Genomic DNA, 21572 nt, shown 5'->3' with positions numbered 1-21572 from the left:
GGCGCCGTGGCACGCCGGCGAGTGGACCTAGGTCCAGTCGGCAGCGGTCGCCAGATCCGGATACTGGGCGCGTCCCCACCCGGAAGCGCCGTATGTCGTTACTGATCGTACTTGCAGCGCTGGCCTTCCTCATCCTGGTGGCCTACCGCGGCTACAGCGTGATCCTGTTCGCGCCCATCGCCGCACTGGGCGCCGTGCTGCTGACCGATCCCTCGCTGGTGGCACCGATGTTCACCGGCTTGTTCATGGACAAGATGGTCGGCTTCCTCAAGCTCTACTTCCCGGTGTTCCTGCTGGGCGCGGTGTTCGGCAAGCTGATCGAACTGTCCGGCTTCTCCCGCTCGATCGTGGGTGCGGCGATCCGCTTGTTCGGACCGCAGCGGGCGATGCTGTCGATCGTGCTGGTGTCGGGCCTGCTCACCTACGGCGGCGTGTCATTGTTCGTGGTGGTGTTCGCGGTCTATCCGTTCGCGGCCGAGATGTTCCGCCAGAGCAACATTCCCAAGCGCCTGATTCCGGCCACGCTGGGGGTGGGCGGCTTCAGCTTCACCATGGACGCATTGCCTGGCACGCCGCAGATCCAGAACATCATCCCGACCACGTTCTTCGGCACCGATACCTGGGCCGCTCCGGTGCTGGGTACGCTGGGCAGTGTGTTCGTTCTTGCGGTGGGCATGGCCTACCTGGAGTGGCGTCGTCGCGCGGCGGTGCGCAGTGGCGAGGGCTACGGTGACCCGGCCACCCTGGTGAACGAGCCCACACCGTTCGCTGGCACTCATCTGGCACATGCGGGCATTGCCGTGCTGCCGCTGCTGCTGGTGTTCGTGTCCAACAAGCTGTTCACCCTGGGCTTGCCGCACTGGTACGGCGCCGAGCACAGCTTCGTACCGTCGATCATGGGCAGCACCGCGCCGGTGGTGCAGAACGTGGCGAAGATCACCGCAATCTGGGCTGTGCTGGGTGCGCTGCTGGTTGGCATCCTGTCGGTGCTGGCGCTGGCCTGGCGCCCGGTGGTGACCCGGTTTGCCGAGGGCACCAAGGCAGCGATCAGTGGTGCAGTGCTGGCAGCCATGAACACCGCTTCGGAATATGGCTTCGGCGCGGTCATCGCCGCGTTGCCGGGCTTCATGGTAGTGGCCAATGCGCTGGGTGCCATCAAGGATCCCCTGCTGCACGAAGCGGTCACCGTAACCGGCCTGGCTGGCGTCACCGGCTCTGCATCGGGCGGCATGAGCATCGCCCTGGCGGCAATGTCGGAGACCTTCATCGCCAATGCGCAGGCCGCCGGCATCCCGATGGAGGTGCTGCATCGTGTTGCCGCGATGGCCTCCGGTGGCATGGACAGCCTGCCGCACAACGGCGCTGTCATCACCCTGCTGATGGTGACCGGGCTGACCCATCGGCAAGCCTACAAGGACATTTTCGCAGTGACCGTCATCAAGACCCTCGCGGTGTTCGTGGTGATCGGCATCTACTACGCCACCGGCTGGGTTTGACAGCGGCGTCGCAGCACCCTCTGGAAGGTCGGTCCACGAGGATTTCCGGTACCACTTCATCCACGACTCACGCATGAGGATCTGGTCATGAAATCTGGAAGCGATTCAATCAAGGCGTTGATGCTGCTGCTGTGCACCTGGCTGGCCACGACGGGCACCGCATTTGCGGCAGACCTACCCGGGCATTGGGATGTCGGCCTGTACGGCAATCTGTTCGGCGCCCGCGAGTACCAGGTATGGGTGCCCGCAGGCTACGACCAAACGCAGCCGCTGCCCCTGTTGCTGGTGCTGCACGGCTGCGTGACCGGGCCGAACCTGATGGGCGAGGCCTCCGGTTTCAACGAGGTGGCCGACACTGAAGGCTTCATCGTGGTCTACCCGCGGCAGAACGTAACCTCCAATCCGGCACGCTGCTGGAACTGGCAGTTGCCGATCAACCAGGCGCGCGACAGTGGCGAGGCCTCGATCCTGGCGGGCATCGTGGACAAGGTAAAAGCGGGTTACAGCATCGATCCGCATCGGGTCTACGTCACTGGCATTTCCGCTGGGGGGGCGATGACCTCGATCATGCTGGCCTGCTATTCGGATGTGTTCGCTGCGGGCGCGATCCACTCCGGCGGCATGTACAAGGGCGCGACCACGATCTCCGGCAGTGCCTACGCGCTGTTGGCCGGTAGCATCTACTCACCGGACAGCAACGGGCGGCTGGCTTGGCAGTGCTCGGGTTCGCCGTCACCGCGACCGCTGCCGGTGCTGGTGTTCCATGGCACCGCCGACGCCACGGTGAACCCGGTGAACGGGCAGCAGGCCGTGCGCCAGTTCCTGCAGACCAATGATCTGGCCGACGATGGCCTGGACAACGGCTCGGTGAAGTATGTGCCGACCAACACCTTCCACGGCCAGGTGCCGGATGGGCGCGCCTATACGGTCGATACCTACACCTACGGCGGCAGGACGCTGGTCCAGCATTACGTGGTGCAGGGGATGGGGCATGCCTGGAGCGGCAGCCAGACCGGGCTGCCGTTCACCGACCCCAAGGGGCCGGATGCCACGTTGATTACGTGGCTGTTCCTGAAGGATCAGCAGCGCTGAGTGTGGGGCGCAGGAGCAGGGGGGCGGCGCCAGTGCGGGAGTGGAGGGCTCCGGCACTGGCGCGCGGCCCCGTCCCGCTCAGCCCTGTGCCAGAAGCTCCTCGCGGATGATCTGTGCGCCCGCGCTGAGCGCGCGCAGCTTGCCTCTTGCCACATCACGCGACAACGGCGCCATGCCGCAGTTGGTGCTGGGGTAGAGCTTGTCGGCATCCACGAACTGCAGCGCCTTGCGCAGGGTGTTGGCCACGTCTTCCGGTGTCTCCACTACGCTGGAGGCCACATCGATGGCACCGACCATCACCTTCTTGCCGCGCACCAGCTCGATCAGGTCAATCGGTACGTGCGAGTTGTGGCATTCCAGCGAGATGATGTCGATGCTGGACGTCTGCAGCTTCGGGAACGACTCTTCATACTGGCGCCATTCCGAACCCAGCGTCTGCTTCCAGTCGGTGTTGGCCTTGATGCCATAGCCATAGCAGATATGCACCGCCGTTTCGCACTTGAGCCCTTCGACCGCACGCTCCAGCGCGGCCACGCCCCAGTCGTTCACTTCGTCGAAGAACACATTGAACGCAGGTTCGTCGAACTGGATGATGTCCACGCCAGCCGCCTCCAGCTCCTTGGCTTCCTCATTGAGGATCTTCGCGAACTCCCAAGCCAGCTTCTCGCGGCTCTTGTAGTGCGCGTCATACAGGGTGTCGATCATGGTCATCGGACCCGGCAGCGCCCATTTGATCGGCTGCGTGGTCTGCCTACGCAGGAACTTCGCATCTTCCACAAACACGGGCTTCGGGCGGCTGACAGCGCTCACCACGGTGGGCACGCTGGCGTCGTAGCGGTCGCGGATACGGACGGTTTCACGCTTCTCGAAATCGACGCCGCTGAGGTGTTCGATGAAGGTGGTGACGAAGTGCTGTCGCGTCTGTTCGCCGTCACTGACAATGTCGATGCCGGCGTGCTGCTGTTCCTGCAGGGACAAGCGAAGGGCGTCCTGCTTGCCCTCCAGCAGCGCTTCATCCTGCAGCTTCCAGGGCGACCAGAGCGTTTCAGGCTGTGCAAGCCAGGACGGCTTGGGCAGGCTGCCAGCAGTAGAGGTGGGGAGCAGATTCTTCGTCGACATTGCGTCTTGTGTCCTGGGGGGCAAATGGAAAATCGATGGATCAGCGGGCGGCCCACTGCTCAAGCACGGCGCGATACGGCTTGATGAAGTGTTCTTCAGTGAACCGGCCTTGCTTGACCGCCAGTTGGCTGCGTTCTTCGCGGTCGTAGACGATGCGGGTGGACGAATAGTCCTGGTGCTTCAGGCTGGGCTGGTAGACCTTGCCCGCTACGGAATTGGCGTTGTAGATCTCGGGGCGGTAGATCTTCTGGAAGGCCTCCATGGTGCTGATGGTGCCGATCAGTTCCAGGTTCGAATAGTCGCCCAGCAGGTCGCCCTGGAAGTAGAACGCCAGCGGCGCAACGCTGCCAGGCGGCATGAAGTAGCGCACCTGCAGCCCCATCTTGTCGAAGTACTGGTCGGTCGGCGAAAACTCGCCTTGCCGGTACTCGACGCCCAGGATGGGGTGATGGTTCTCGGTGCGGTGGTAGGTCTTGCTGCTGGAGACGCTGATGCAGATGACAGGCGCCTTGCTGAAGTTCGCACGGTAGGCCTCCGACTCCAGGAAGTGCTGGAACAGCTTGCCGTGCAGATCGCCAAAGCCGTCGGGAATGCCGAAGGTGGCCTTGCCCTCGTTGCTGGCGGGCAGTACCACGCTGAAATCGTAGTCGCGCACGTAGGAAGAGAAATTGTTGCCGACAATGCCTTCGGTGCGCGTACCGGTGAGGGTGTCGACGATGGTCGGCCGCAGCACCTCGATCAACGGGAACGTATCGCTGCCGTTGCTGCCATCGATGTGCATCTCCACGGAGATGATGTCCAGCTCGACGACATAGCGGTCCGCGCTCGGATTGTCCCAGTGCGCGAGATCATTGAAGCGGTTGTTGATCATGCCGAGCGTGTTGCGCAGGTTTTCCTGGCGGGATTCGCCGCGGGCCAGGTTGGCGAAGTTGGTAGTGATGCGCGTGCCGTCAGCGGGCTGGTAATCCTCGTTGAAAGGAATACGGGTGATGCTGAAGGTGAAGTTGTTGCTCGTCATGGGCGGCGTTCCGGTTTGCGGGGGTAACATCCGAATGCAGGTCGATGGCAGTCGGCGTTCAGAGAGCGGCAGCGGCCACAAGGGGAACAGGTGCTGCGCGATGGGAGAGGGCAAGCAACGGCATGGCCCGCTGTACCGCCAGGCGCGCCCGCTGCATCAGCGCTTCGTCGTGTACGCGGCCGTTGGCGAAATCGCGGTCGGTCGCGTAGACGCCCAAGGGCAGGGTGCGGGCCTGGAAGAAGCTGAAGAGCGGCCGCAGTTGATGGTCGATCACCAGCGCATGGCGCTCGCTGCCGCCTGTCGCGGCCAGCAGGATGGGCGTGTCGATCAGCGCGTCCTGGTCGATGAAATCGAAAAAGTGCTTGAACAGGCCGGTGTACGAGCCGCGGTAGACCGGCGTGGCCACCACCAGCCCATCGGCCTGCTCGACAGCGGCCAACTGCCGCTCCACGGTTTCGGGCAACTGCGAGCGCCGGAGCGCACCGGCCAACTGCGGCGCCAGCTCACCCAGTTCAATCAGATGCTGATCGCAGGGGGCGCCTTCGCCGATCAGGTCCAGCAGGTGCTCGGCCAGGGTCGCGGCCCTAGAGGGGCGCTGCAGACCGCCGGAAACGGCGACGATACGGAGGGGGCGGGTCATCTCTTCGCTTTCAGCTGGGGAGGGGCTCCTTCGGGATGATCTGCAGGGGCGCAGTGCTGCAGGCCGGCGAGGAGACCGGGCTGGCAGGTAGCCGAAGGCATGAGCCGATGCTAGCCAGCCCTTCCCATGACGTAAAATGGTATTACTTCACCAATCCATGAGTGAGATTCATCGTCATGTTGGAGCGGATCCATCTCAGCATCGTGCAGCAGGTCGAACAGCAAGGCTCTCTGACCGCTGCCGCAGGCGTGCTGAACCTGACCCAGTCGGCCCTGAGCCACAGCATGAAGAAGCTGGAGCAGCAGTTGGGCACCAATGTCTGGCTGCGCGAAGGCCGCAGCCTGCGCCTGACCCAGGCCGGCCAGTACCTGCTGGCGGTGGCCAACCGGGTGCTGCCGCAGCTGGACCTGGCCGAGGAACGGCTGGGCCAGTTCGCACAGGGCGAGCGCGGTGCGCTGCGCATCGGCATGGAATGCCACCCCTGCTATCAGTGGCTGCTGAAGGTCGTCTCGCCCTATCTGGCCGCCTGGCCCGACGTCGATGTGGACGTCAAGCAGAAGTTCCAGTTCGGCGGCATCGGTGCGCTGTTCGGCTACGAGATCGACCTGCTGGTCACGCCCGACCCGCTGCTGAAGCCGGGCCTGAAGTTCGTCCCTGTCTTCGATTACGAGCAGGTGCTGGTCGTGGCCAAGGGCCACGCGCTGGCCAAGGTGGACCACGTAAAGCCGCGCCAGCTCAGCCAGGAAGTGCTGATCAGCTACCCGGTGCCGTTCGAGCGCCTGGACATCTACAACCAGTTCCTGCTGCCGGCCGGGATCACGCCGCGGCGGCACAAGGCCATTGAAACCACCGACATCATGATGCAGATGGTGGCCAGTGGCCGTGGCGTGGCCGCCATGCCGCGCTGGCTGGTGGAGGAGTACGCCGCCCGCATGGACGTGGTGCCGGTGCGGCTGGGTGCGCGAGGCATTCCAAAGCAGATCTACCTGGGCGCGCGCGAGGCGGATACCGGCATCGATTACCTTCAGGCGTTTGTCGAGCTGGCGCGGCACAGCTCCGCCAGCGCCGGCAACCTGCGCGGAGCTGGATGATGTCACGTGGCATCGACCATTTGGGGCCGACGTTGAAGGACTCTGCTGCCCGCGCGCAGCGGGCGCAGGCCTTCATCAGCGCCGTTTCATTGGAAGTGAGCGCCAAGGCCATGCCTGCGCTGCGTGCCGAGGCCGCCCGCATCGCACGGGGGACGACGATCTCCATTCCTTACCTGCCGAGCGAGAACGACACTGCGCGACTGGCCGCAGCGCGCACAGTGCGCGAACTGGGGTTCGAGCCGATGCCACACCTGTCCGCACGCCGGATCGGCTCCCGTGCGGCGCTTGAGCACTTCATCGACCGTGCCGTGATCGACGCTGGCGTCGAGCGCTGTCTGGTGATTGCGGGGGATCTCTCCACACCTGCCGGGCCGTTCGCCGACAGTGAATCGATCATCGAGAGCGGTGTCCTCGAGCGCGCCGGCATCAAGGTTGTGGGGGTGGGCGGGCATCCGCAAGGTCATCCGGTGATGACCAGCGCCGATCGGTGGCGCGTGCTTGAACGCAAGTGCCAGCGCATTGAAGCGCGAGGCATGGCACCGCTTGTGATCACCCAGTTCGCATTCGATGCGGATGTCGTGCTGGCCTGGTTGAATGAACTGCGCGCCCGTGGCATCACCCATCCGGTGCTGGTCGGCGTTCCCGGGCCCGCCAGCATCGCGCGGCTTGTACGCTATGCGGCGATGTGCGGCGTAGCTGCAAGCACCTCGATGCTGTCGCGGTACGGCATCTCCATCGGCCGCCTGCTGGGTAGGGCTGGGCCGGATGTGTTCGTGAATCGCCTGGTGGACGGGTTGACCGAAGCCCATGGGCAGGTCAGCCCGCATCTGTTTCCCTTCGGTGGCATCGCACAATCCATGGAATGGGTGGAGCACTACCGGATGCGTGCGGGTGATGAGTGCTTGGCTCAAATGTCAGTGCAATTGGTGCAGACCCCGGATCTTCCGCTGCGCTGTCCGTGCTGCGGCCACAGGACACTCGACGAGCGCGGGACGTTCAGAATATGTGCTGTCTGTTTCTGGGAAGACGATGGACAGGACGACTACGACGCGGACGTCGTACGCGACGGCCCAAACGGAAGTCTCAGCCTGACGCAGGGGCGCGCCAACTACAAAGCGTTCGGCGCGTCGCAGATGAAGGATCTTCCCTATGTTCGCCTGCCTTTTCCCCACGAACTACCGTAAGACGCGTGGGCACTGCCGTGGCCGATCACTCCACTATTATTCTTCAGCCAGCCATTTGCAGAACGCCTTCACCTCGGGGCGATCCTGAGCAACTTCCCGGCAGATCAACCAGAATGCGTAACGGTTCTCCAGCTCCAGGCTGAAGGGTTTCACCAGCCTGCCTTGTCGAAGATCATCTTCCACCAGCGGCGCTACGCCGAGCGCCACGCCGTGGCCCGCCACCGCTGCTTCCTGTGCAAGATAGATGCTGGGAAAAACGGGCCCCGCGCTGGCATTGACGTTGGTAGCGCCCGCAGCCATCAGCCAGTGCGACCATGCGGGCACGCCAGGGCGGCCCGTAGCACTTTCATCGTGCAGCAATGTGTAGTGGTGCAGATCATCTGGCTGCTGCAGCCTGCGCGCAGTGTCAGCCAACAGCGTTGGCGAGCACACCGGAAACACTGGCGCCTTCATCAGCAGTTCTGCGTGTACGCCGGTGTAGCTGCCCGCGCCGTAGCGGATGCCTACATCGAAGCCTCCGCGCAGGAAGTCAGCATGTTCATTGCCGGTGTCGATGCGCACCCGGACGTTGGGGTGCGCATGGTGAAACAGGTGCAGCCTTGCGGCCAGCCATTTCGCGGCAAACGATTCCATGGTTGTCACCCGCAGTTCGTGCGGTGCGCGCGTCCTGGCGCGGTCCAGTGCCAGGTCCAACTGTCCAAGCAGCTCGCCGACCGTTGTTGCCAGTGCCGCCCCCTCTGAAGTGAGTGCGACGGCGCGGTGAGTGCGCTGGAACAGGCTTGCACCCAGATAGGCCTCGAGATGTTTGACCTGGTGGCTGACCGCAGCCGGGGTGACGAACAGCTCGCGCGCCGCTTGATTGAAGCTGAGGTGGCGGGCAGCCGCTTCGAACGTGCGAAGCGCATTCAGTGGGGCAGTGGGGCGGGCTTTCACGGGCGCCTTCCAAACCAAGGGCGTCGCCATCGTATCGCATGAATATTTCTAATGCGAAGCGCAGAACTACTCGTTTGTCGGGCGCTGCATGGGCTGGCGATGATGCACATCCTCCCACCAGGAAAGCCCACCGTGCGTATTCAGGAGCTCGCCCCAGATGTGCTGATGTTCGTCGGTGACCAGGTTGAATCGGTCGCTACCGCATTCGTCAACGGTGACCAGGTGCTGCTGGTGGACGCGTTGGGCAGCGAGGAGGATGCCGCCTGGTTGCGGGAGGTGCTGCAGGGGCAGATGGGCAAAAGGGTCCGGCTGGTTGCCGCCACCCATTTCATGAGCGACCACATCTGCGGCATGACGCTCTTTCCGGAGGCGCTGACCCTGGCGCACCGCCATCACCGGCACGCCTTTCTTTCGCAGAACCGGCCGGTGGCATCGTTCTACCGCGATCCGGATATCGTGTTCGACAACCTCGCCATGCGCTGGGGGCAGCACCAGCTGCGCTTCCTGTACAACCCAGGCAAAACGATGGACCACATGAGCGTGGATGTACCGACTGCCGATCTGGTCTGCGTTGGCGACAACATCGTCGGCAACATCGTCTATCTCTCACGATCGGACCCGGCGCTGCAGCGCGCCGCCATCGGCCGTATCCAGCAGTTCGGGCGTAGCAGGGTGGTCGGTGGGCATATCGGGGTCTTCGATGCGCCGGTGCTGGGCAATGCACTTCACTACCTGCGGCGAATCCAGGAGATCGTCGTGGACATCCGGCTGCGCGCCGCGCCAGCGGACACCACACCATTGATAGCTACCATCAGACTGGAGGATTGCATCGCGCCGGCGGTCGTGCCGACGGCATTCGAGCGACAATGGCATGGACACAATCTCACGGCGATCGTCGCGCAGTCGATCTTCTCCCTGGATGCCGCGCTGGCAGCAAGGGAGCAGGCTGCATGAAGAACGATTCGTTCAACGCGCCGGCCCCGGGTAGCCGCAGACGTTTTCTTGCCAGTTGCGCCGGTGTGGCCGCCGCGGCGCTGGTCCCTGTCGGTGCCGCTGCATCACCGGCGGCGCTGCGCAGCCTGCGCGCTCAGCGACTGGCGTGGGCCGGGGTGCGGCTGCAGTTGCCGGAAGGTACGCTGCTGATTGATCCGCTGGTAAATCCCGCAACATGGGGCAAGGCGCTGCCGGACCGGCTGGTACCGGTGAACGATGTACTGGGCGAAAGCCATGTATTGATTACCCACATCCACTCGGACCACTTCGATGCAGGCGCGGTCGCGGCGGCGCTCGGCAAAGGGGGATCACTCGCATATCCAGCTGGCCTGCAGCCCATGCCGCTACCCGCAGCCGCACGTGCACGGCCGAGCGCGCTGTGGGAGCCCCAGCTGCTGGGCGACTTCACTGCAACGCCGGTACCGGCATCGGATGGCTACGGCGATACGCAGGTGTCCTGGGTGGTAACAGCGGGTGGCCGACGCATCTTCCATGGCGGCGACACCCAATGGCACGGCCACTGGTGGCGCATAGGTCGCCAGTTCGGACCGTTCGATGCGGCCTTCCTCCCCATCAATGGCGCCACGTTCGGCTGGCGCGAACCCGTAAGTGGACAGCCTGGGGTACTGACGCCGGAGCAGGCGGTGGCTGCGGCGGCAATCCTCGGCGCGCGCACGCTGGTGCCCATTCACTATGGCATCAACGGAATGGACAAGTATGTGGAAGTGGACGACCCGCTTGGGCGGCTTCGCCACGCTGCCCGTGACCGCACCGTCGCCGTGCAGGTGGTGGAGCCGGGCGCGTGGCTGACCTGGCCAACGTAGCCCCGCACCCACGCATGAATCATTCCTGGCCCTGGGAGACCCCATGAATCGAGCAAGCTGCATTGCGACCGCCATCGCGTTCTCTTCCCTTTCCGTGACCGCCCTTGCAGCGGAAACGACCCGCCCCAAACGCCCGTCGGTCGAGCAGCTGCAGAAGCTGATCGTCAGCAGCACGCCGCGGACCCGCATGGATGCTACTGACAAGGAGCGCATCACGGCGCGGCGGATCGATATCGTCGACGAGAACGGGGTGATCCGGATGACGCTCTCGGGCCAGACGCCACCGCCCATCATCGATGGCATCCAGTACAAGCGAGCCTTCAATGTGGCGGGCATGGTGCTGTACGACCACAAGGGCAGCGAGCGTGGTGGCTTCGGAACCGCAGACGTGGAGGGCGGCATGGCCGTGCTGGCGCTTGACCACCCGGCCATGGATGCAATCGGCTGGCGTGTGTCGCCCGACGGGGACGTGCGGTTCTCGATCAACCAGGCGCCGCCGCTGATTCGTGAGCCGCGGCTGGACAATCGGCTGATTCCCGGCGTGCAGACCCCGACCCGCATCGAGATGGCCGTGGCTGCCGATGGCACCCCCGCGATTGCGCTGAACGATCAACAGAACCGCGCCAGGCTGCGCCTGACCGTGACGCCGGAAGGCTACGGGGCCATCGAGTTCCTGGATGCGCAGGGCAGGGTGATCCATACCCTGGCGCCCGAAGCCCATCAAGAGTGATGATAGGTTCTCACTGGCGCAGCAATCGCTATGGAGCCCGCATGGACACCGAAATACGGCAACTCGAAGAAGCGCTACGCATCGCGATGCTCACCAGCGACGTGGAAGCGCTGGACGCCTTGATTGCAGACGCCCTGATCTTTGTGGGGCCCTCGGGCGAGGCCTTTGGCAAGCAGGACGATCTGGCGCTGCATCGTTCCGGTCGCCAGAAATTGAGCATGGCCGAGTGGCAATCGGTGGAAGTCGCCCTGCATGATCAGACGGCTGTTGCGCTCACCACGGCAGAACTGATCGGAACCTTCGACGGAGCAGCCTTCTCCGGCCGCTTCAGGTACTGCCGCTTCTGGGGGAAAACGGCCGGCGTCTGGCAGGTGCTGGGCGGCTCGGTTGTCGCTCTGCCCGCGGCAATGGAGGCAATCGCCTAGACAGGTGACGGCGGCTCATGGCCCAGGACAGGCGTTGTTCTCCGCATCCTCCATCCCTGGACTGACGCGGCGGCCGATGTCCTTCAGCCTGGCCAGCTGGTCGACCATCGACGGCGCATCGTCCAGGCTGCCGACGAAGGCCCACAGGTAGGTCATCACCGCGTATACATGCCCCGGGGTCACGCCACCAGCGCTGGCCAGGTGGGCAATGGTCAAGGCAAACAGCACCGCTGCCAGCCATGCCCACCACCACGAAGGCACCGGCCTCGCGATCGGACAGCAGGATGCGCAGTCGCGACAACGTGCTGTAGTGGTGGCGCAGCACCGATGGGCTGACCCGGTCCAGCAGACGGATTTCATGCTCCAGCCGGTTGTTCAAACGTCCATGCAGCTGTTCATTGCGTCGCGCGGAGGTGGCCTGGCCCAGGCGTCGCTGCGCGTGGACCACGTTCACCGCCAGATCGGCATGGATGCGGGTGAACGTGCGCGTATCCACTGCGCGATGGGCGGCACCCACAAGCCAGAACAACAGCACCACACCGGCGTAGGAGATGGCATGGCCGACGTTGCCACGGATGATCGCATCCACCGCGAAACCGGCGAACAGCGGATAGGCAAGCAGCAGCGCATTCTCCAGCGCCACCAGCGAGAAGGTGCCGGTGAGCTGCCAGGGATAGGTGCGCAGGATGGCTTTCAACGTGGCGGCCGCATTCTGCTGGCCGATGCTGCCGGCTGCAGCAACCGGATCGTGTGGGTGCTTCATGGGAACCTGGGTGGATCGAGGATGAGGCAGGGATGGATGCCTGGCATCCTCCTGGTTGCCTGCCAGTATCTGCAGCCCTGAGGAAGGGGCATGGAGGATCGATGGAGATTGCGTGGAGATGCTGGCGACGTTCAGCGACCAGAGCGCGGCAGCCAGCGGATTTCGATCACGAACCGGGTTCGGTATCCATTGGGCCCCGGTCATCGGCTATCTTAAGAACCCTTTCCCCACCTCCCTTCAAGCCCCCACGCATGCACGGGACTCTGATGGCTGTTCGAAACAGGCGATGGCTCGGCAGCTTGGTCATATCCGTGGCGTTGTTGGCGGCAGGCTGCGCCAGGGAGAAAGCTGCGACAAAGGATCTGGGTGCGGAGATCGATGATGTTGCCGCAATGCTGGTCCAGCAGCCGTTGCTTCACTGGACCTCGCAGTGTTTGCACTTGCCAGGCAGGAGCATTTCGCGTTGATCACCCGTGCGTTGAACAAGGTTCTGTTGCTCACAAGCCTGGGACTTGCCATGGCGGCCACCGCGACAGCAGCAGAATCGATACGCAGGACCGCCCCCAAACAGGAAGACATTGATCGAGCACTGGCACTTGTGGCGTGCAAGTCCGATCGCACCGCATTCCGGACCTTGGCCTATCAGCTGCGTGACATCGCAACCAGCGGGAAGCCCTCGGCTGGCTGGCGGCCAATCGCCGACAAAGGTGGGGCTTACGGCAACGCACTGGGTGGCATGCCCGGTGTTGTCGCGGAAATGCAGCTTCCAGCACCGGTGCTTGTCTTTGGGCATCCGTCCACGCGCTTGATACTGTCGCGCGGCTCTGTGCTGGCCGTCTTCGATGGTGCCCTTGCCACCGACCTCGCCAGCGCCCTGTCCCTCGACACGCCGGGGACGCAGGGCTCACCTGGAGGAATGCGGGTGGTCCAGTCAGCACCGGAAGCCCAGGGCGATGGCATCGAGGTGATGGCACTGGTGGCCCAGCGCATCGAGGCCGACCCGGCACCGATCGCCGTAGCCGGGTGCCTGTACTTCACACGGTGAGGTCCGGCACCTTTCCGGAGCCAAGCAGGTCAGGTAGCCATTCCCGACCCTGTTCCACACTGTCTGCACCAGGAATCAGCAAGACGCAGGCGTGGCCGTCCAATCCAGAAATCCTGCGCACGTACGATCTGTTGGATCCGGGGGAATGTCCGGTTCGCCGTGTGCGGCGAGCAATGGACGTTGGAGCATTTCTGGGCTTCAGGCGTCGTTTCCGTTCTTTCATCAGTCCCCACCGGCTTTGGTCGCGCATCCATCGCCGGTGTTGATGCGTTCGGCTAGGCTTGCGCGGATGACCACAAGGATGAACGATGAACCGCTGGCTCATTCTGCTGTTTGCCGCACTCCCGCTCGCCGCCGGGGCGGTCGTCATTCGTGATGATGTTGACGATGCCAGGTATCGGATCGAAGGGTCCGCGTTTCCGGCATTGGCGGACATGCCCGGCGAGGGCCATGGCGTGCTCATCGCCCCACGCTGGGTGGTGACCGCGGCGCATGCCACTCCGATGGAGGGGATGGGCGCAACGATCACCATCAATGGGAGCGCGTACGGCGTCGAGCGCGTGTTCCTGCATCCCGGCTACAGGAGCATGCCCGAGGCCTTGGGCCGGGAAGCCCTGGCGACGGGAAATCCCTCCGGAATCCATGCTTTCCTGGCTGCGTCGGATGACATCGCACTGATCAGGCTTGCGACGCCGGTGGATGGTGTCAGGCCGGTAGCGCTCTATCGCGGTGCGGCGGAGGTCACTCAGGTGGTTGCATTGATAGGGAAGGGCGCCACTGGCAATGGTGCAGCAGGGCAGTGGCCGGATGGCCCGCACCGCACATCCCTACGGCGTGCCTACAATGCAGTTACCGGCGGTAACGAGCGCTACATCTGGTACCGGTTCGATCCACCGCCGCACGGGCTGCCCCTTGAGGGTGTGCTTGGCAGTGGCGACAGCGGTGGTCCGCTTGTGGTCAACGACCATGGAACCTGGCAGCTGGTGGGGCTTGGGTCCTGGATCACGGCCGTTCCCGAGCATGCTCTTGAAGCGGGCTTTTACGGCCAGATGGTCCACAACGTACGCGTGTCCCGCTACGTCGACTGGATCGAAAGCGTCCTGGGCTCGATCGACGATACGCCACGTTGAACGTTCAGCGGTATCGAACGCCCACCCACGCCCGTTGCCTGCATCGCTCAAAGCCTACGGCAGCTCGACAACAACCTTGCCCTTGGCTCGGCCGCTCTCCACATGGGCCAGCGCACCCTGGGTGTCCTGGAACGGAAATACCCGGTCAATGACCGGACGGATTGCACCGGACTCGGCCAGCGACGTGATCTCGCTCAACTGCTTTCCGTCGGCCCGCATGAACACGAAGGTGTACGACACGCCCTTCTGCTTGGCTTTGCTGCGGATGCCATGGCTGAGCAGGCGCAGGACCTGCTTGAGCGGCCAGGCGAGCCCGCGCGCGATGGCAAACGCCGGCGTCGGTGGCCCGGAGATGGAGATGAGATGGCCGCCCGGCTTGAGGATCTGCAGCGAGCGCTCCAGTTCGTCCTTGCCCAGGCTGTTGAGCACCACATCGTAGTCACGGAGTTCCGAGGCGAAGTCCTGCTGCTTGTAATCGATGACGACATCCGCGCCCAGCTCCTTCACCCACGCGACGTTGGCCGTGCTGGTCGTGGTCGCCACGAAGGCTCCCAGATGTTTGGCCAGTTGGATGGCCACGGTGCCGACGCCGCCGGATCCGGCTTGGATGAAGACCCTCTGTCCTGGCTTCAGTTGCGCGGTTTCCACAAGCGCCTGCCATGCGGTGAGCGCGACCAGCGGCAGCGAGGCGGCCTCCACCATGGTGAGGTTGTGGGGTTTGAGTGCCACGGATGCGGCGCTGACGGCGATGAACTCGGCGAACGTGCCGATGCGATCATCGTCGGGGCGCGCATACACCTCATCGCCCGGTTTGAACCAGGAAACCCCCGCGCCTACACGCTCCACCGTACCGGCCAGGTCGTTGCCCAGAATCAGCGGCAGGCGATACGGCAGGATCACCTTGAATTCGCCACGCCGGATCTTGGGGTCCAGCGCGTTGACGCTGGCCGCGTGCACGCGGATGAGTACATCGTCATCGCGCAGCGCTGGCGTTGGCACGTCATCGATGTGGCCCGTTTCCTTCTTGCCATACCGGTCGATGAGGAAGGCTTTCATTGGCGATAGCGCTCTGCAGCCTGCGCCTGCCGGATGTCCGAGAGCAGGCCCTGGCGCGCTGCGTCCAGCGTGTCCCAGCGTTCGGCCACATGCAGCGGCGGAATGGTCACCGGTTCGCGGCGATCAAAGCCGACCAGAGCCGCATCGACCAGCTCGCCAACGTCCATCACTTCGGGCAGCGTGTTGATGTCGATGCCGGCGCGCTCCCAGATCTCGGTGCGCGTGGCCGCCGGCAGGACGGCCTGCACGTAGACACCCTTGGGCGACAGTTCCAGGCTGAGGCCCTGCGACAGGAACAGGGCGAAGGCCTTGGTAGCGCCGTAGACCGACATGCCAAGTTCCGGTGCCAGGCCGACTACCGAGCCGATGTTTACGATCGCGCCTTCGCCGGCGGTGGCCAGTCGCGGTGCGACGGCCGCGGCCAAGCGCGTCAGCGCGAGGGTGTTCAGCACCACCAGCTGTTCGATGTTGTCGGCCGATTGCGCGGTGAAGCCACCGGACTGGGCGATGCCTGCGTTGTTGATCAGGATGCCGATACGGGCATCGTCACGCAGGCGGGTTTCAATGGCGGCCAGGTCTGCACGCTGGGTAAGATCGGCGGGTACCACGTCAACCGAAACGCCGGTGTCCTGGCGCAGACGCGCGGCCAGCGTCTGCAGTCGCGCTTTGTCGCGGGCGACCAGCACCAGGTCGTGGCCGCGGCGTGCGAAGCGTTCGGCGTAAACGGTGCCGATGCCGCTGGAGGCGCCGGTGATGAGGACGGTGGGAAGCTGGCTCATGGTGTGTCTCTTGGAATTGGAAGGGGCGAACGGGGTGTGCAGCGCGGCGCTGTCGAACGGGTTACTGCGGCGCCGTATCGGTCAATTCGGGGTAGTCGGTGTAGCCCTCCGCACCGCCGCCGTACAACGTCGCCGGATTCAACGCGTTCAACGGCGCGCCGGTTTTCAGGCGCTCGACCAGATCGGGATTGCTGATGAAGGCGCGGCCAAACGCGACCAGGTCTGCCTTGCCAGCGGCAAGCTGCGCGTTGGCCAGTTCGAGGTCGTAGCCATTGTTGGCCAGGTAGGTGCCGGTGAAGCGCCGGCGCAGGCCATCGAAGTCGAAGGGCGCCACGTCACGTGGGCCGCCCGTAGCGCCTTCAACCACGTGCAGGTAAACGATGCCCAGCGCGCTGAGCTGGTCGACGATGTAGTCGTACTGCGGCTGCGGGTCGCTGACCGTGGCAATGGCATTGGCCGGCGAGACCGGCGAGATGCGCACGCCGGTGCGATCCGCGCCGATCTCTTCGGCCACGGCAGCGGTGACCTCCAGCAGCAGGCGCGCGCGGTTCTCGACCGAGCCGCCGTAGGCGTCGGTGCGCTGGTTGGCGCCGTCCTTGATGAACTGTTCCAGCAGGTAGCCGTTCGCACCGTGGATTTCGACCCCGTCGAAGCCGGCGGCGATGGCATTGGCGGCGGCCTGGCGGAAGTCGTTGACGATGGCCGGCAGCTCGTCAATTTCCAATGCGCGCGGTTCGGACACATCGACAAAGCCGTTGTGCACGAAGGTCTTGGTCTGCGCACGAATGGCCGAAGCGGAGACAGGCGCGGCGTTACCCGGCTGAAGGTCCACGTGCGAGATGCGGCCCACGTGCCACAGCTGCACGAAGATGCGCCCGCCCCGGGCATGCACGGCGTCGGTGACTTGGCGCCAGCCGTCGATCTGGTCCTGCGTGTAAAGCCCCGGCGTGTCCTGGTAGCCCTGGGCCTGGGCCGAGATCTGCGTGGCCTCGGTGATGATCAGGCCGGCCGAGGCGCGCTGGGCGTAGTAGGTGGCGGCCAGCCGGCTGGGCACCAGGCCGGCATCGGCGCGGTTGCGCGTCAGCGGCGCCATCACGATGCGGTTGGCCAGGGTCAGCGGGCCAAGGGGGTAGGGCTGGAAGAGTGTCGTGGTCGTCATCTGATGTGGGGCTGGTGGTCGTTGCCGCAATGATGATGACCGTAATCCATGATGTCAATAGTTTGATGATGAACGTAATCAATATGTGCTAGACTGCCATCCTTCCGTAGCACAGCTCCCTCGGGCATGGCGTCATGAAGGTCACCAAGGCACAAGCGCAGGCCAACCGGGCGCACATTGTCGAAACCGCATCCACGCTCTTCAGGGAGCGCGGCTACGACGGTGTGGGTGTTGCGGACCTGATGGCGGCTGCGGGATTTACTCACGGCGGCTTCTACAAGCATTTCGCTTCGAAGACCGACCTGATGGCCGAAGCCTCCATCTGCGGGCTGGCGCAATCTGCAGACGCTGCAGCGGGGATGGATCTCGCGGACTTTCTTGGCTACTACATTTCCCGGGAACATCGGGATGACCTCGGGCACGGCTGCACGATGGCCGCGTTGAGCGCGGACGCCGCGCGCCAGCCGGCCACGGTCAAGGCAGCCTTTGCCGCCGGCATTGAAGCCCAGGTGGGACGCCCTGCCGGCGAGGATGATCCGTCGGGCGAGCACGCCAACCCGGACGCGCGCGCGCGTCGGATAGCCCTGATGGCCATGGCCGTGGGCGCGGTGGTGCTGTCCAGGTCCTGTCCGGATGATTCGCCGCTGGCGGACGAAATCCTGGATGCGTGCCGGTCGGCTGTCCTGGCGCGCCTGTCGGGCGCCCCCGATCCCTGAGTCGCGCCTGCGCGCGATGCAGGCCGCCGTGCTTCGGTCCGACCTGGCGCCGCCGCCGACCTTAAGCGTCCCGCTTCAGCCAGGCCACCAGCGCCGAAAATGCCGGCGAGGGCTGCCGGCGGTTCGGGTAGTACAGGTGATAGCCGGGGAAGGGCACGCACCACTTGTCCAGCACGGCAACCAGCCGCCCCTCGGCAATGTGATCGGCCACCATCGGCTCAGGCACGTACGCCAGGCCCAGGCCGTCCAGTGCGGCATTGATCACGTGGATCATGCTGTTGAACACCAGTGGCCCGTCGCCGCGCACGGTGAACTCCTTGCCTTTCTCCTCGAACTCCCACGCGTAGATGGCGCCATTCGGGCGATGCCGGATGTGTACGCAGCGATGGTGCGTGATATCGGCGGGCTTCCTTGGCTTGGCATGCTTCTGGAAGTAGTCGGGAGATCCAACCACCACCAGGCGCCAATCCGGTCCGACCCTGACCGCGATCATGTCCTTGCTGAGCGCCTCACCCAGCCGGATACCGGCGTCGAAGCGCTGTTCCACCACATTGGTGAAGCCGTAATCGACGTAGAACTCCAGTGTGATGTCCGGATACTCGGCGAGGAACCCGGCAAGGCGAGGGCGGATGATGGTCTCCATCGAATCGTCCGTGCAGGAGATCCGCAGGGTTCCGGCCGGGCGATCGCGCAGATCCCCCAATGCCTCGACACTGGCGCTGATGGCCTCGAAGTGCGGTGCGATGGAGCGCATCAGGCGCTCGCCCGCCTCGGTCGGGGAGACGTTCCGCGTGGTCCGGGCCAGCAGGCGGATGCCCAGGCGCTCCTCCAGCAGCCGCATGGAATGGCTGAGCGCCGAGGGTGTCACCCCCAGGCGAACAGCCGCCTTGGTGAAGCTCTGCTCCTGTGCCACAACCAGGAAAGCTTGCAGGTCGTTGGTCTTCACACTGCTCATGGGGCAATTGTGAGCTCAGCTCAGTAATGCATCAACTTTCAGCCAGCTTATCGCGGTAGCAGGCGCCGCCTATCGTGGCGACCTGAGTCCCCACTGAGGCCGTCCGCACATGAAACCCACCACGCTGCTGCTGGCACTGATCGCCAGCCATTTCGTTCCGCAGTCGGCCGTGGCCGCCGAGGCACCGGTCGCCGCAAGAACCGCCGGCGCCGACAATTTCTACAGAAGCGCCAGCGTAAAAGGCGAGCGGGTCAGCTTCCGCAACCAGTACCAGATGGAGGTGGCGGGCACGCTGTACCGTCCTCAGGACCAGGTGCGGGGTGGCCGCGCGCCAGCCGTGGTGGTCGGTCATCCGATGGGCGCAGTGAAGGAGCAGAGTTCACAGCTGTACGCGCAGAAGCTGGCTGAGCAGGGCTTCGTTACGCTGGCGATCGACCTGTCCTTCTGGGGTGAAAGCGCCGGTACGCCTCGGCACCTGGTGTCGCCGGAAATCTATTCGGATGACATCAGCGCGGCGGTGGACTTCCTGAGCACGCAGTCGTTCGTGGACCCGGAACGAATTGGCGGCTTGGGTATCTGTGGCAGTGGCAGTTTCGTGATCAGCGCTGCGAAGATCGATCCACGCATCAAGGCAATCGCGACGGTCAGCATGTATGACATGGGCGCCGCTGTGCGCCAGGGGTTGAACAACACGCAGTCGCTTCAACAGCGCAGAGAGATGATCAAGGCCGCAACGGATCAGCGCCTGGTTGAGTTCAAGGGTGGGCCGGCAGTCCATGTGCCTGGCACAGTGAACACACTCGAGGCCGATACGTCCGACGTGCAGCGTGAGTTCTTCGATTTCTACCGCACGCCGCGCGGCGCTTACGCGGCCGAAGGCGAGCGGGCCGAACTGACCACCCAGCCACTGTTCAGCAGTCTGGTCAAGTTCGTCAATTTTTATCCTTTCAACGATATCGAGACCATCTCGCCACGGCCGATGTTGTTCATCTCGGGCGACCACGCACACTCGCGTGAGTTCAGCGAGGATGCGTACCGCAGGGCAGGGCATCCAAAGGAACTCTACTGGGTGAAAGATGCCGGTCATGTAGACCTGTATGACCGCACCGACCTGATTCCCTTCGCCAGGTTGGCGACGTTCTTCCAGCAAGGCCTGGCTGGGAAATGAGCAGCAACGACGCAACGGCTGACCGGGCCAACTGGGGCGGTGTGCTGGCGATGACGCTGTGCGTGTTCGCACTGATCGCCTCTGAGTTCATGCCGGTGAGCCTGCTCACGCCCTTGGCGGCTGACCTCGGTGTGTCCGAAGGGCTGGCCGGGTATGGAATTGCCATCTCTGGTGCTTTCGCAGTGCTGACCAGCCTGGCGATCTCCCGGTTGGCCGGAAGCATCAACCGGAAGACAGTGCTGCTGACGCTCACCGCATTGATGGCGATATCCGGCGTGGTGGTGGCGTTGGCTCCCAGCTACCCGGTCTACATGATGGGCCGGGCACTGATCGGCGTGGTGATCGGCGGCTTCTGGTCGTTGTCTGCGGCAACGGCCATGCGGCTGGTACCTGCAGCGCAGGTGCCGCGGGCATTGGCCATCTTCAACGGTGGCAACGCGCTGGCGACGGTAGTGGCTGCACCCTTGGGCAGTTACCTTGGCGGCGTGATCGGATGGCGTGGGGCGTTCCTGTGCCTTCTGCCTGTGGCCGCCATCGCGCTGGCATGGCAGTGGCGGTGTCTTCCTTCCATGGCCGCAGAAGGAAGGCCTTCCCACGGCGGGCTGCTGGTCCTGTTGCGGCGGCGGCTGGTGATGCTGGGCATGGCGGCGTGCGGCTTCTTCTTCATGGGGCAGTTTGCCTTGTTCACCTATGTCCGCCCGTTCCTGGAAAAGGTCACGGGTGCAGGGGAATCCGCGGTTCCGCTGGTGCTGCTGGCCATTGGTGCAAGCGGCTTTGTGGGCACGCTCGCGATCGGGGCATTCATCAGGCGTGGTCTCTATCGCACACTGGTGGCCGTCCCGACCCTGATGGCAGTGATTGCCGCAGCGCTCGTGGCGCTGGGTCCTCAGCTCTGGCCGACGGCCGCACTGTTTTCGGTATGGGGCCTGCTGGCCACGGCTGCGCCGGTGGGTTGGTGGAGCTGGCTGGCACGCACGTCCACCCACAACGCTGAAGCGGGCGGCGGGCTGATGGTAGCGGTGGTGCAGTGCTCGATCGCGCTGGGTTCCAGCCTTGGCGGCCTGCTGCTGGACAGTGTTGGTTTCGCCGGTACATTCCTGGCCGGTGCTGGCCTGCTGTTGCTCGCGGCGTTGCTTGCCCATGTCACAGCCGCCGATGCTGCGTCCGCGTCCGGCTCGGCAGTCACCGCAGAGGCGCGAGGCTGATGAGGCGCGCGACGAGGATCATTGGGCAGCTGCTTTCGCTTTGCCTTGCCT

General features: G+C 64.4%; 21 protein-coding genes and 2 pseudogenes. 14 read left to right on the top strand and 9 right to left on the bottom strand.

All coding sequences use genetic code 11. The annotated features are described in order from the left end of the window. Nucleotides 1-92 precede the first annotated feature (92 nt). Together ACEF39_RS10660 and ACEF39_RS10655 are read left to right on the top strand one after the other, a co-directional pair. Entirely contained in the window at nucleotides 93-1496 is a 1404-nt protein-coding gene (locus tag ACEF39_RS10660) for a GntP family permease (protein ID WP_500287939.1), read from the top strand. An 87-nt stretch (nucleotides 1497-1583) separates the two neighbouring features. Continuing rightward, complete coding sequence (locus ACEF39_RS10655) at nucleotides 1584-2588, top strand: extracellular catalytic domain type 1 short-chain-length polyhydroxyalkanoate depolymerase (RefSeq protein WP_500287938.1); 1005 nt, start codon at nucleotides 1584-1586, stop codon at nucleotides 2586-2588. A 78-nt stretch (nucleotides 2589-2666) separates the two neighbouring features. Here the strand turns inward: ACEF39_RS10655 and ACEF39_RS10650 are convergent, their stop codons facing one another. Genes ACEF39_RS10650 through msuE form a run of 3 tightly spaced genes read right to left on the bottom strand, consistent with a single transcriptional unit; the run spans nucleotide 2667 to nucleotide 5365 of the window. Further along, nucleotides 2667-3707 carry a methionine synthase gene (locus tag ACEF39_RS10650; RefSeq protein WP_500287937.1) on the bottom strand — a complete coding sequence of 347 codons (1041 nt, stop codon included), beginning with the start codon at nucleotides 3705-3707 and terminating at the stop codon, nucleotides 2667-2669. 40 nt (nucleotides 3708-3747) lie between these two features. Then, on the bottom strand, nucleotides 3748-4725 hold the full coding sequence (locus tag ACEF39_RS10645; RefSeq protein WP_500287936.1) for a DUF1852 domain-containing protein: 978 nt from the start codon (nucleotides 4723-4725) through the stop codon (nucleotides 3748-3750). A gap of 58 nt (nucleotides 4726-4783) precedes the next feature. Then, nucleotides 4784-5365, bottom strand: a complete 582-nt coding sequence (gene msuE, locus ACEF39_RS10640) for an FMN reductase (protein WP_500287935.1) — start codon at nucleotides 5363-5365, stop codon at nucleotides 4784-4786. A 176-nt stretch (nucleotides 5366-5541) separates the two neighbouring features. Between msuE and ACEF39_RS10635 the strand changes: the two genes are divergently transcribed. From ACEF39_RS10635 to ACEF39_RS10625, 3 genes and pseudogenes are all read left to right on the top strand, one after another. Next, nucleotides 5542-6456: a LysR family transcriptional regulator gene (locus ACEF39_RS10635; protein ID WP_500287934.1), complete on the top strand. Its 915-nt coding sequence runs from the start codon at nucleotides 5542-5544 to the stop codon at nucleotides 6454-6456. After that, nucleotides 6453-7343 (top strand): annotated as a pseudogene (locus ACEF39_RS10630) (methylenetetrahydrofolate reductase); the annotation flags it as partial. The gene ACEF39_RS10635 and the pseudogene ACEF39_RS10630, both read left to right, overlap by 4 nt. Continuing rightward, entirely contained in the window at nucleotides 7338-7640 is a 303-nt protein-coding gene (locus ACEF39_RS10625) for a CPCC family cysteine-rich protein (protein WP_500288007.1), read from the top strand. The pseudogene ACEF39_RS10630 and the gene ACEF39_RS10625, both read left to right, overlap by 6 nt. A gap of 36 nt (nucleotides 7641-7676) precedes the next feature. Here the strand turns inward: ACEF39_RS10625 and gcvA are convergent, their stop codons facing one another. Then, nucleotides 7677-8573 (bottom strand): transcriptional regulator GcvA, encoded by an 897-nt coding sequence (gene gcvA, locus ACEF39_RS10620; RefSeq protein WP_500287933.1) that lies wholly within the window; start codon nucleotides 8571-8573, stop codon nucleotides 7677-7679. Between the two features lie 132 nt (nucleotides 8574-8705). Between gcvA and ACEF39_RS10615 the strand changes: the two genes are divergently transcribed. From ACEF39_RS10615 to ACEF39_RS10600, 4 genes are read left to right on the top strand one after another with little or no spacing between them, the layout of a single operon-like run. Continuing rightward, entirely contained in the window at nucleotides 8706-9527 is an 822-nt protein-coding gene (locus ACEF39_RS10615; protein ID WP_500287932.1) for an MBL fold metallo-hydrolase, read from the top strand. Continuing rightward, nucleotides 9524-10390: an MBL fold metallo-hydrolase gene (locus tag ACEF39_RS10610; RefSeq protein WP_500287931.1), complete on the top strand. Its 867-nt coding sequence runs from the start codon at nucleotides 9524-9526 to the stop codon at nucleotides 10388-10390. The genes ACEF39_RS10615 and ACEF39_RS10610 overlap by 4 nt, the downstream gene beginning before the upstream one ends. Nucleotides 10391-10433: 43 nt before the next feature. Then, nucleotides 10434-11120 carry a hypothetical protein gene (locus tag ACEF39_RS10605; protein WP_500287930.1) on the top strand — a complete coding sequence of 229 codons (687 nt, stop codon included), beginning with the start codon at nucleotides 10434-10436 and terminating at the stop codon, nucleotides 11118-11120. Between the two features lie 41 nt (nucleotides 11121-11161). Then, nucleotides 11162-11545 (top strand): nuclear transport factor 2 family protein, encoded by a 384-nt coding sequence (locus tag ACEF39_RS10600; protein ID WP_500287929.1) that lies wholly within the window; start codon nucleotides 11162-11164, stop codon nucleotides 11543-11545. Nucleotides 11546-11560: 15 nt separating this feature from the next. Here the strand turns inward: ACEF39_RS10600 and ACEF39_RS10595 are convergent. Beyond that, nucleotides 11561-12308 (bottom strand): annotated as a pseudogene (locus ACEF39_RS10595) (ABC transporter six-transmembrane domain-containing protein). Nucleotides 12309-12738: 430 nt separating this feature from the next. On the opposite strand from ACEF39_RS10595, the gene ACEF39_RS10590 reads away from it, so the two are divergent. Together ACEF39_RS10590 and ACEF39_RS10585 are read left to right on the top strand one after the other, a co-directional pair. Further along, on the top strand, nucleotides 12739-13353 hold the full coding sequence (locus ACEF39_RS10590; protein ID WP_500287928.1) for a hypothetical protein: 615 nt from the start codon (nucleotides 12739-12741) through the stop codon (nucleotides 13351-13353). 308 nt (nucleotides 13354-13661) lie between these two features. Continuing rightward, nucleotides 13662-14483, top strand: coding sequence for a S1 family peptidase (locus ACEF39_RS10585; protein ID WP_500287927.1), 822 nt, complete (start codon nucleotides 13662-13664; stop codon nucleotides 14481-14483). Nucleotides 14484-14537: 54 nt separating this feature from the next. On the opposite strand, the gene ACEF39_RS10580 is transcribed toward ACEF39_RS10585, so the two are convergent. From ACEF39_RS10580 to ACEF39_RS10570, 3 genes are all read right to left on the bottom strand, one after another. Further along, the gene (locus ACEF39_RS10580; protein WP_500287926.1) at nucleotides 14538-15539 is read right to left on the bottom strand and encodes an NADP-dependent oxidoreductase; all 1002 of its coding nucleotides are present in this window, start codon (nucleotides 15537-15539) and stop codon (nucleotides 14538-14540) included. After that, a complete protein-coding gene (locus tag ACEF39_RS10575) occupies nucleotides 15536-16318 on the bottom strand; it encodes an SDR family NAD(P)-dependent oxidoreductase (RefSeq protein WP_500287925.1) in 783 nt (260 codons plus the stop codon). Before ACEF39_RS10575 ends, ACEF39_RS10580 begins: the two co-directional genes overlap by 4 nt. Before the next feature lie 61 nt (nucleotides 16319-16379). Then, the gene (locus ACEF39_RS10570; RefSeq protein ID WP_500287924.1) at nucleotides 16380-17477 is read right to left on the bottom strand and encodes an alkene reductase; all 1098 of its coding nucleotides are present in this window, start codon (nucleotides 17475-17477) and stop codon (nucleotides 16380-16382) included. A 134-nt stretch (nucleotides 17478-17611) separates the two neighbouring features. Here ACEF39_RS10570 and ACEF39_RS10565 point away from each other — a divergent pair, with 134 nt between their 5' ends. After that, nucleotides 17612-18193 carry a TetR/AcrR family transcriptional regulator gene (locus ACEF39_RS10565; protein WP_500287923.1) on the top strand — a complete coding sequence of 194 codons (582 nt, stop codon included), beginning with the start codon at nucleotides 17612-17614 and terminating at the stop codon, nucleotides 18191-18193. Between the two features lie 61 nt (nucleotides 18194-18254). Here the strand turns inward: ACEF39_RS10565 and ACEF39_RS10560 are convergent, their stop codons facing one another. Beyond that, nucleotides 18255-19148, bottom strand: a complete 894-nt coding sequence (locus tag ACEF39_RS10560; protein ID WP_500287922.1) for a LysR family transcriptional regulator — start codon at nucleotides 19146-19148, stop codon at nucleotides 18255-18257. Nucleotides 19149-19257: 109 nt separating this feature from the next. On the opposite strand from ACEF39_RS10560, the gene ACEF39_RS10555 reads away from it, so the two are divergent. Both ACEF39_RS10555 and ACEF39_RS10550 read left to right on the top strand, forming a co-directional pair. Further along, on the top strand, nucleotides 19258-20316 hold the full coding sequence (locus ACEF39_RS10555; RefSeq protein ID WP_500287921.1) for an alpha/beta hydrolase: 1059 nt from the start codon (nucleotides 19258-19260) through the stop codon (nucleotides 20314-20316). Next, complete coding sequence (locus ACEF39_RS10550) at nucleotides 20313-21521, top strand: MFS transporter (RefSeq protein WP_500287920.1); 1209 nt, start codon at nucleotides 20313-20315, stop codon at nucleotides 21519-21521. Before ACEF39_RS10555 ends, ACEF39_RS10550 begins: the two co-directional genes overlap by 4 nt. Nucleotides 21522-21572 lie beyond the last annotated feature (51 nt).

Origin of the sequence: Stenotrophomonas indicatrix, from assembly GCA_041545745.1 — a bacterium.
Taxonomy (GTDB): domain Bacteria; phylum Pseudomonadota; class Gammaproteobacteria; order Xanthomonadales; family Xanthomonadaceae; genus Stenotrophomonas; species Stenotrophomonas indicatrix_A.
Note: the sequence above shows the minus strand (reverse complement) of the source record. Positions and strands in the feature narration are given on the sequence as shown.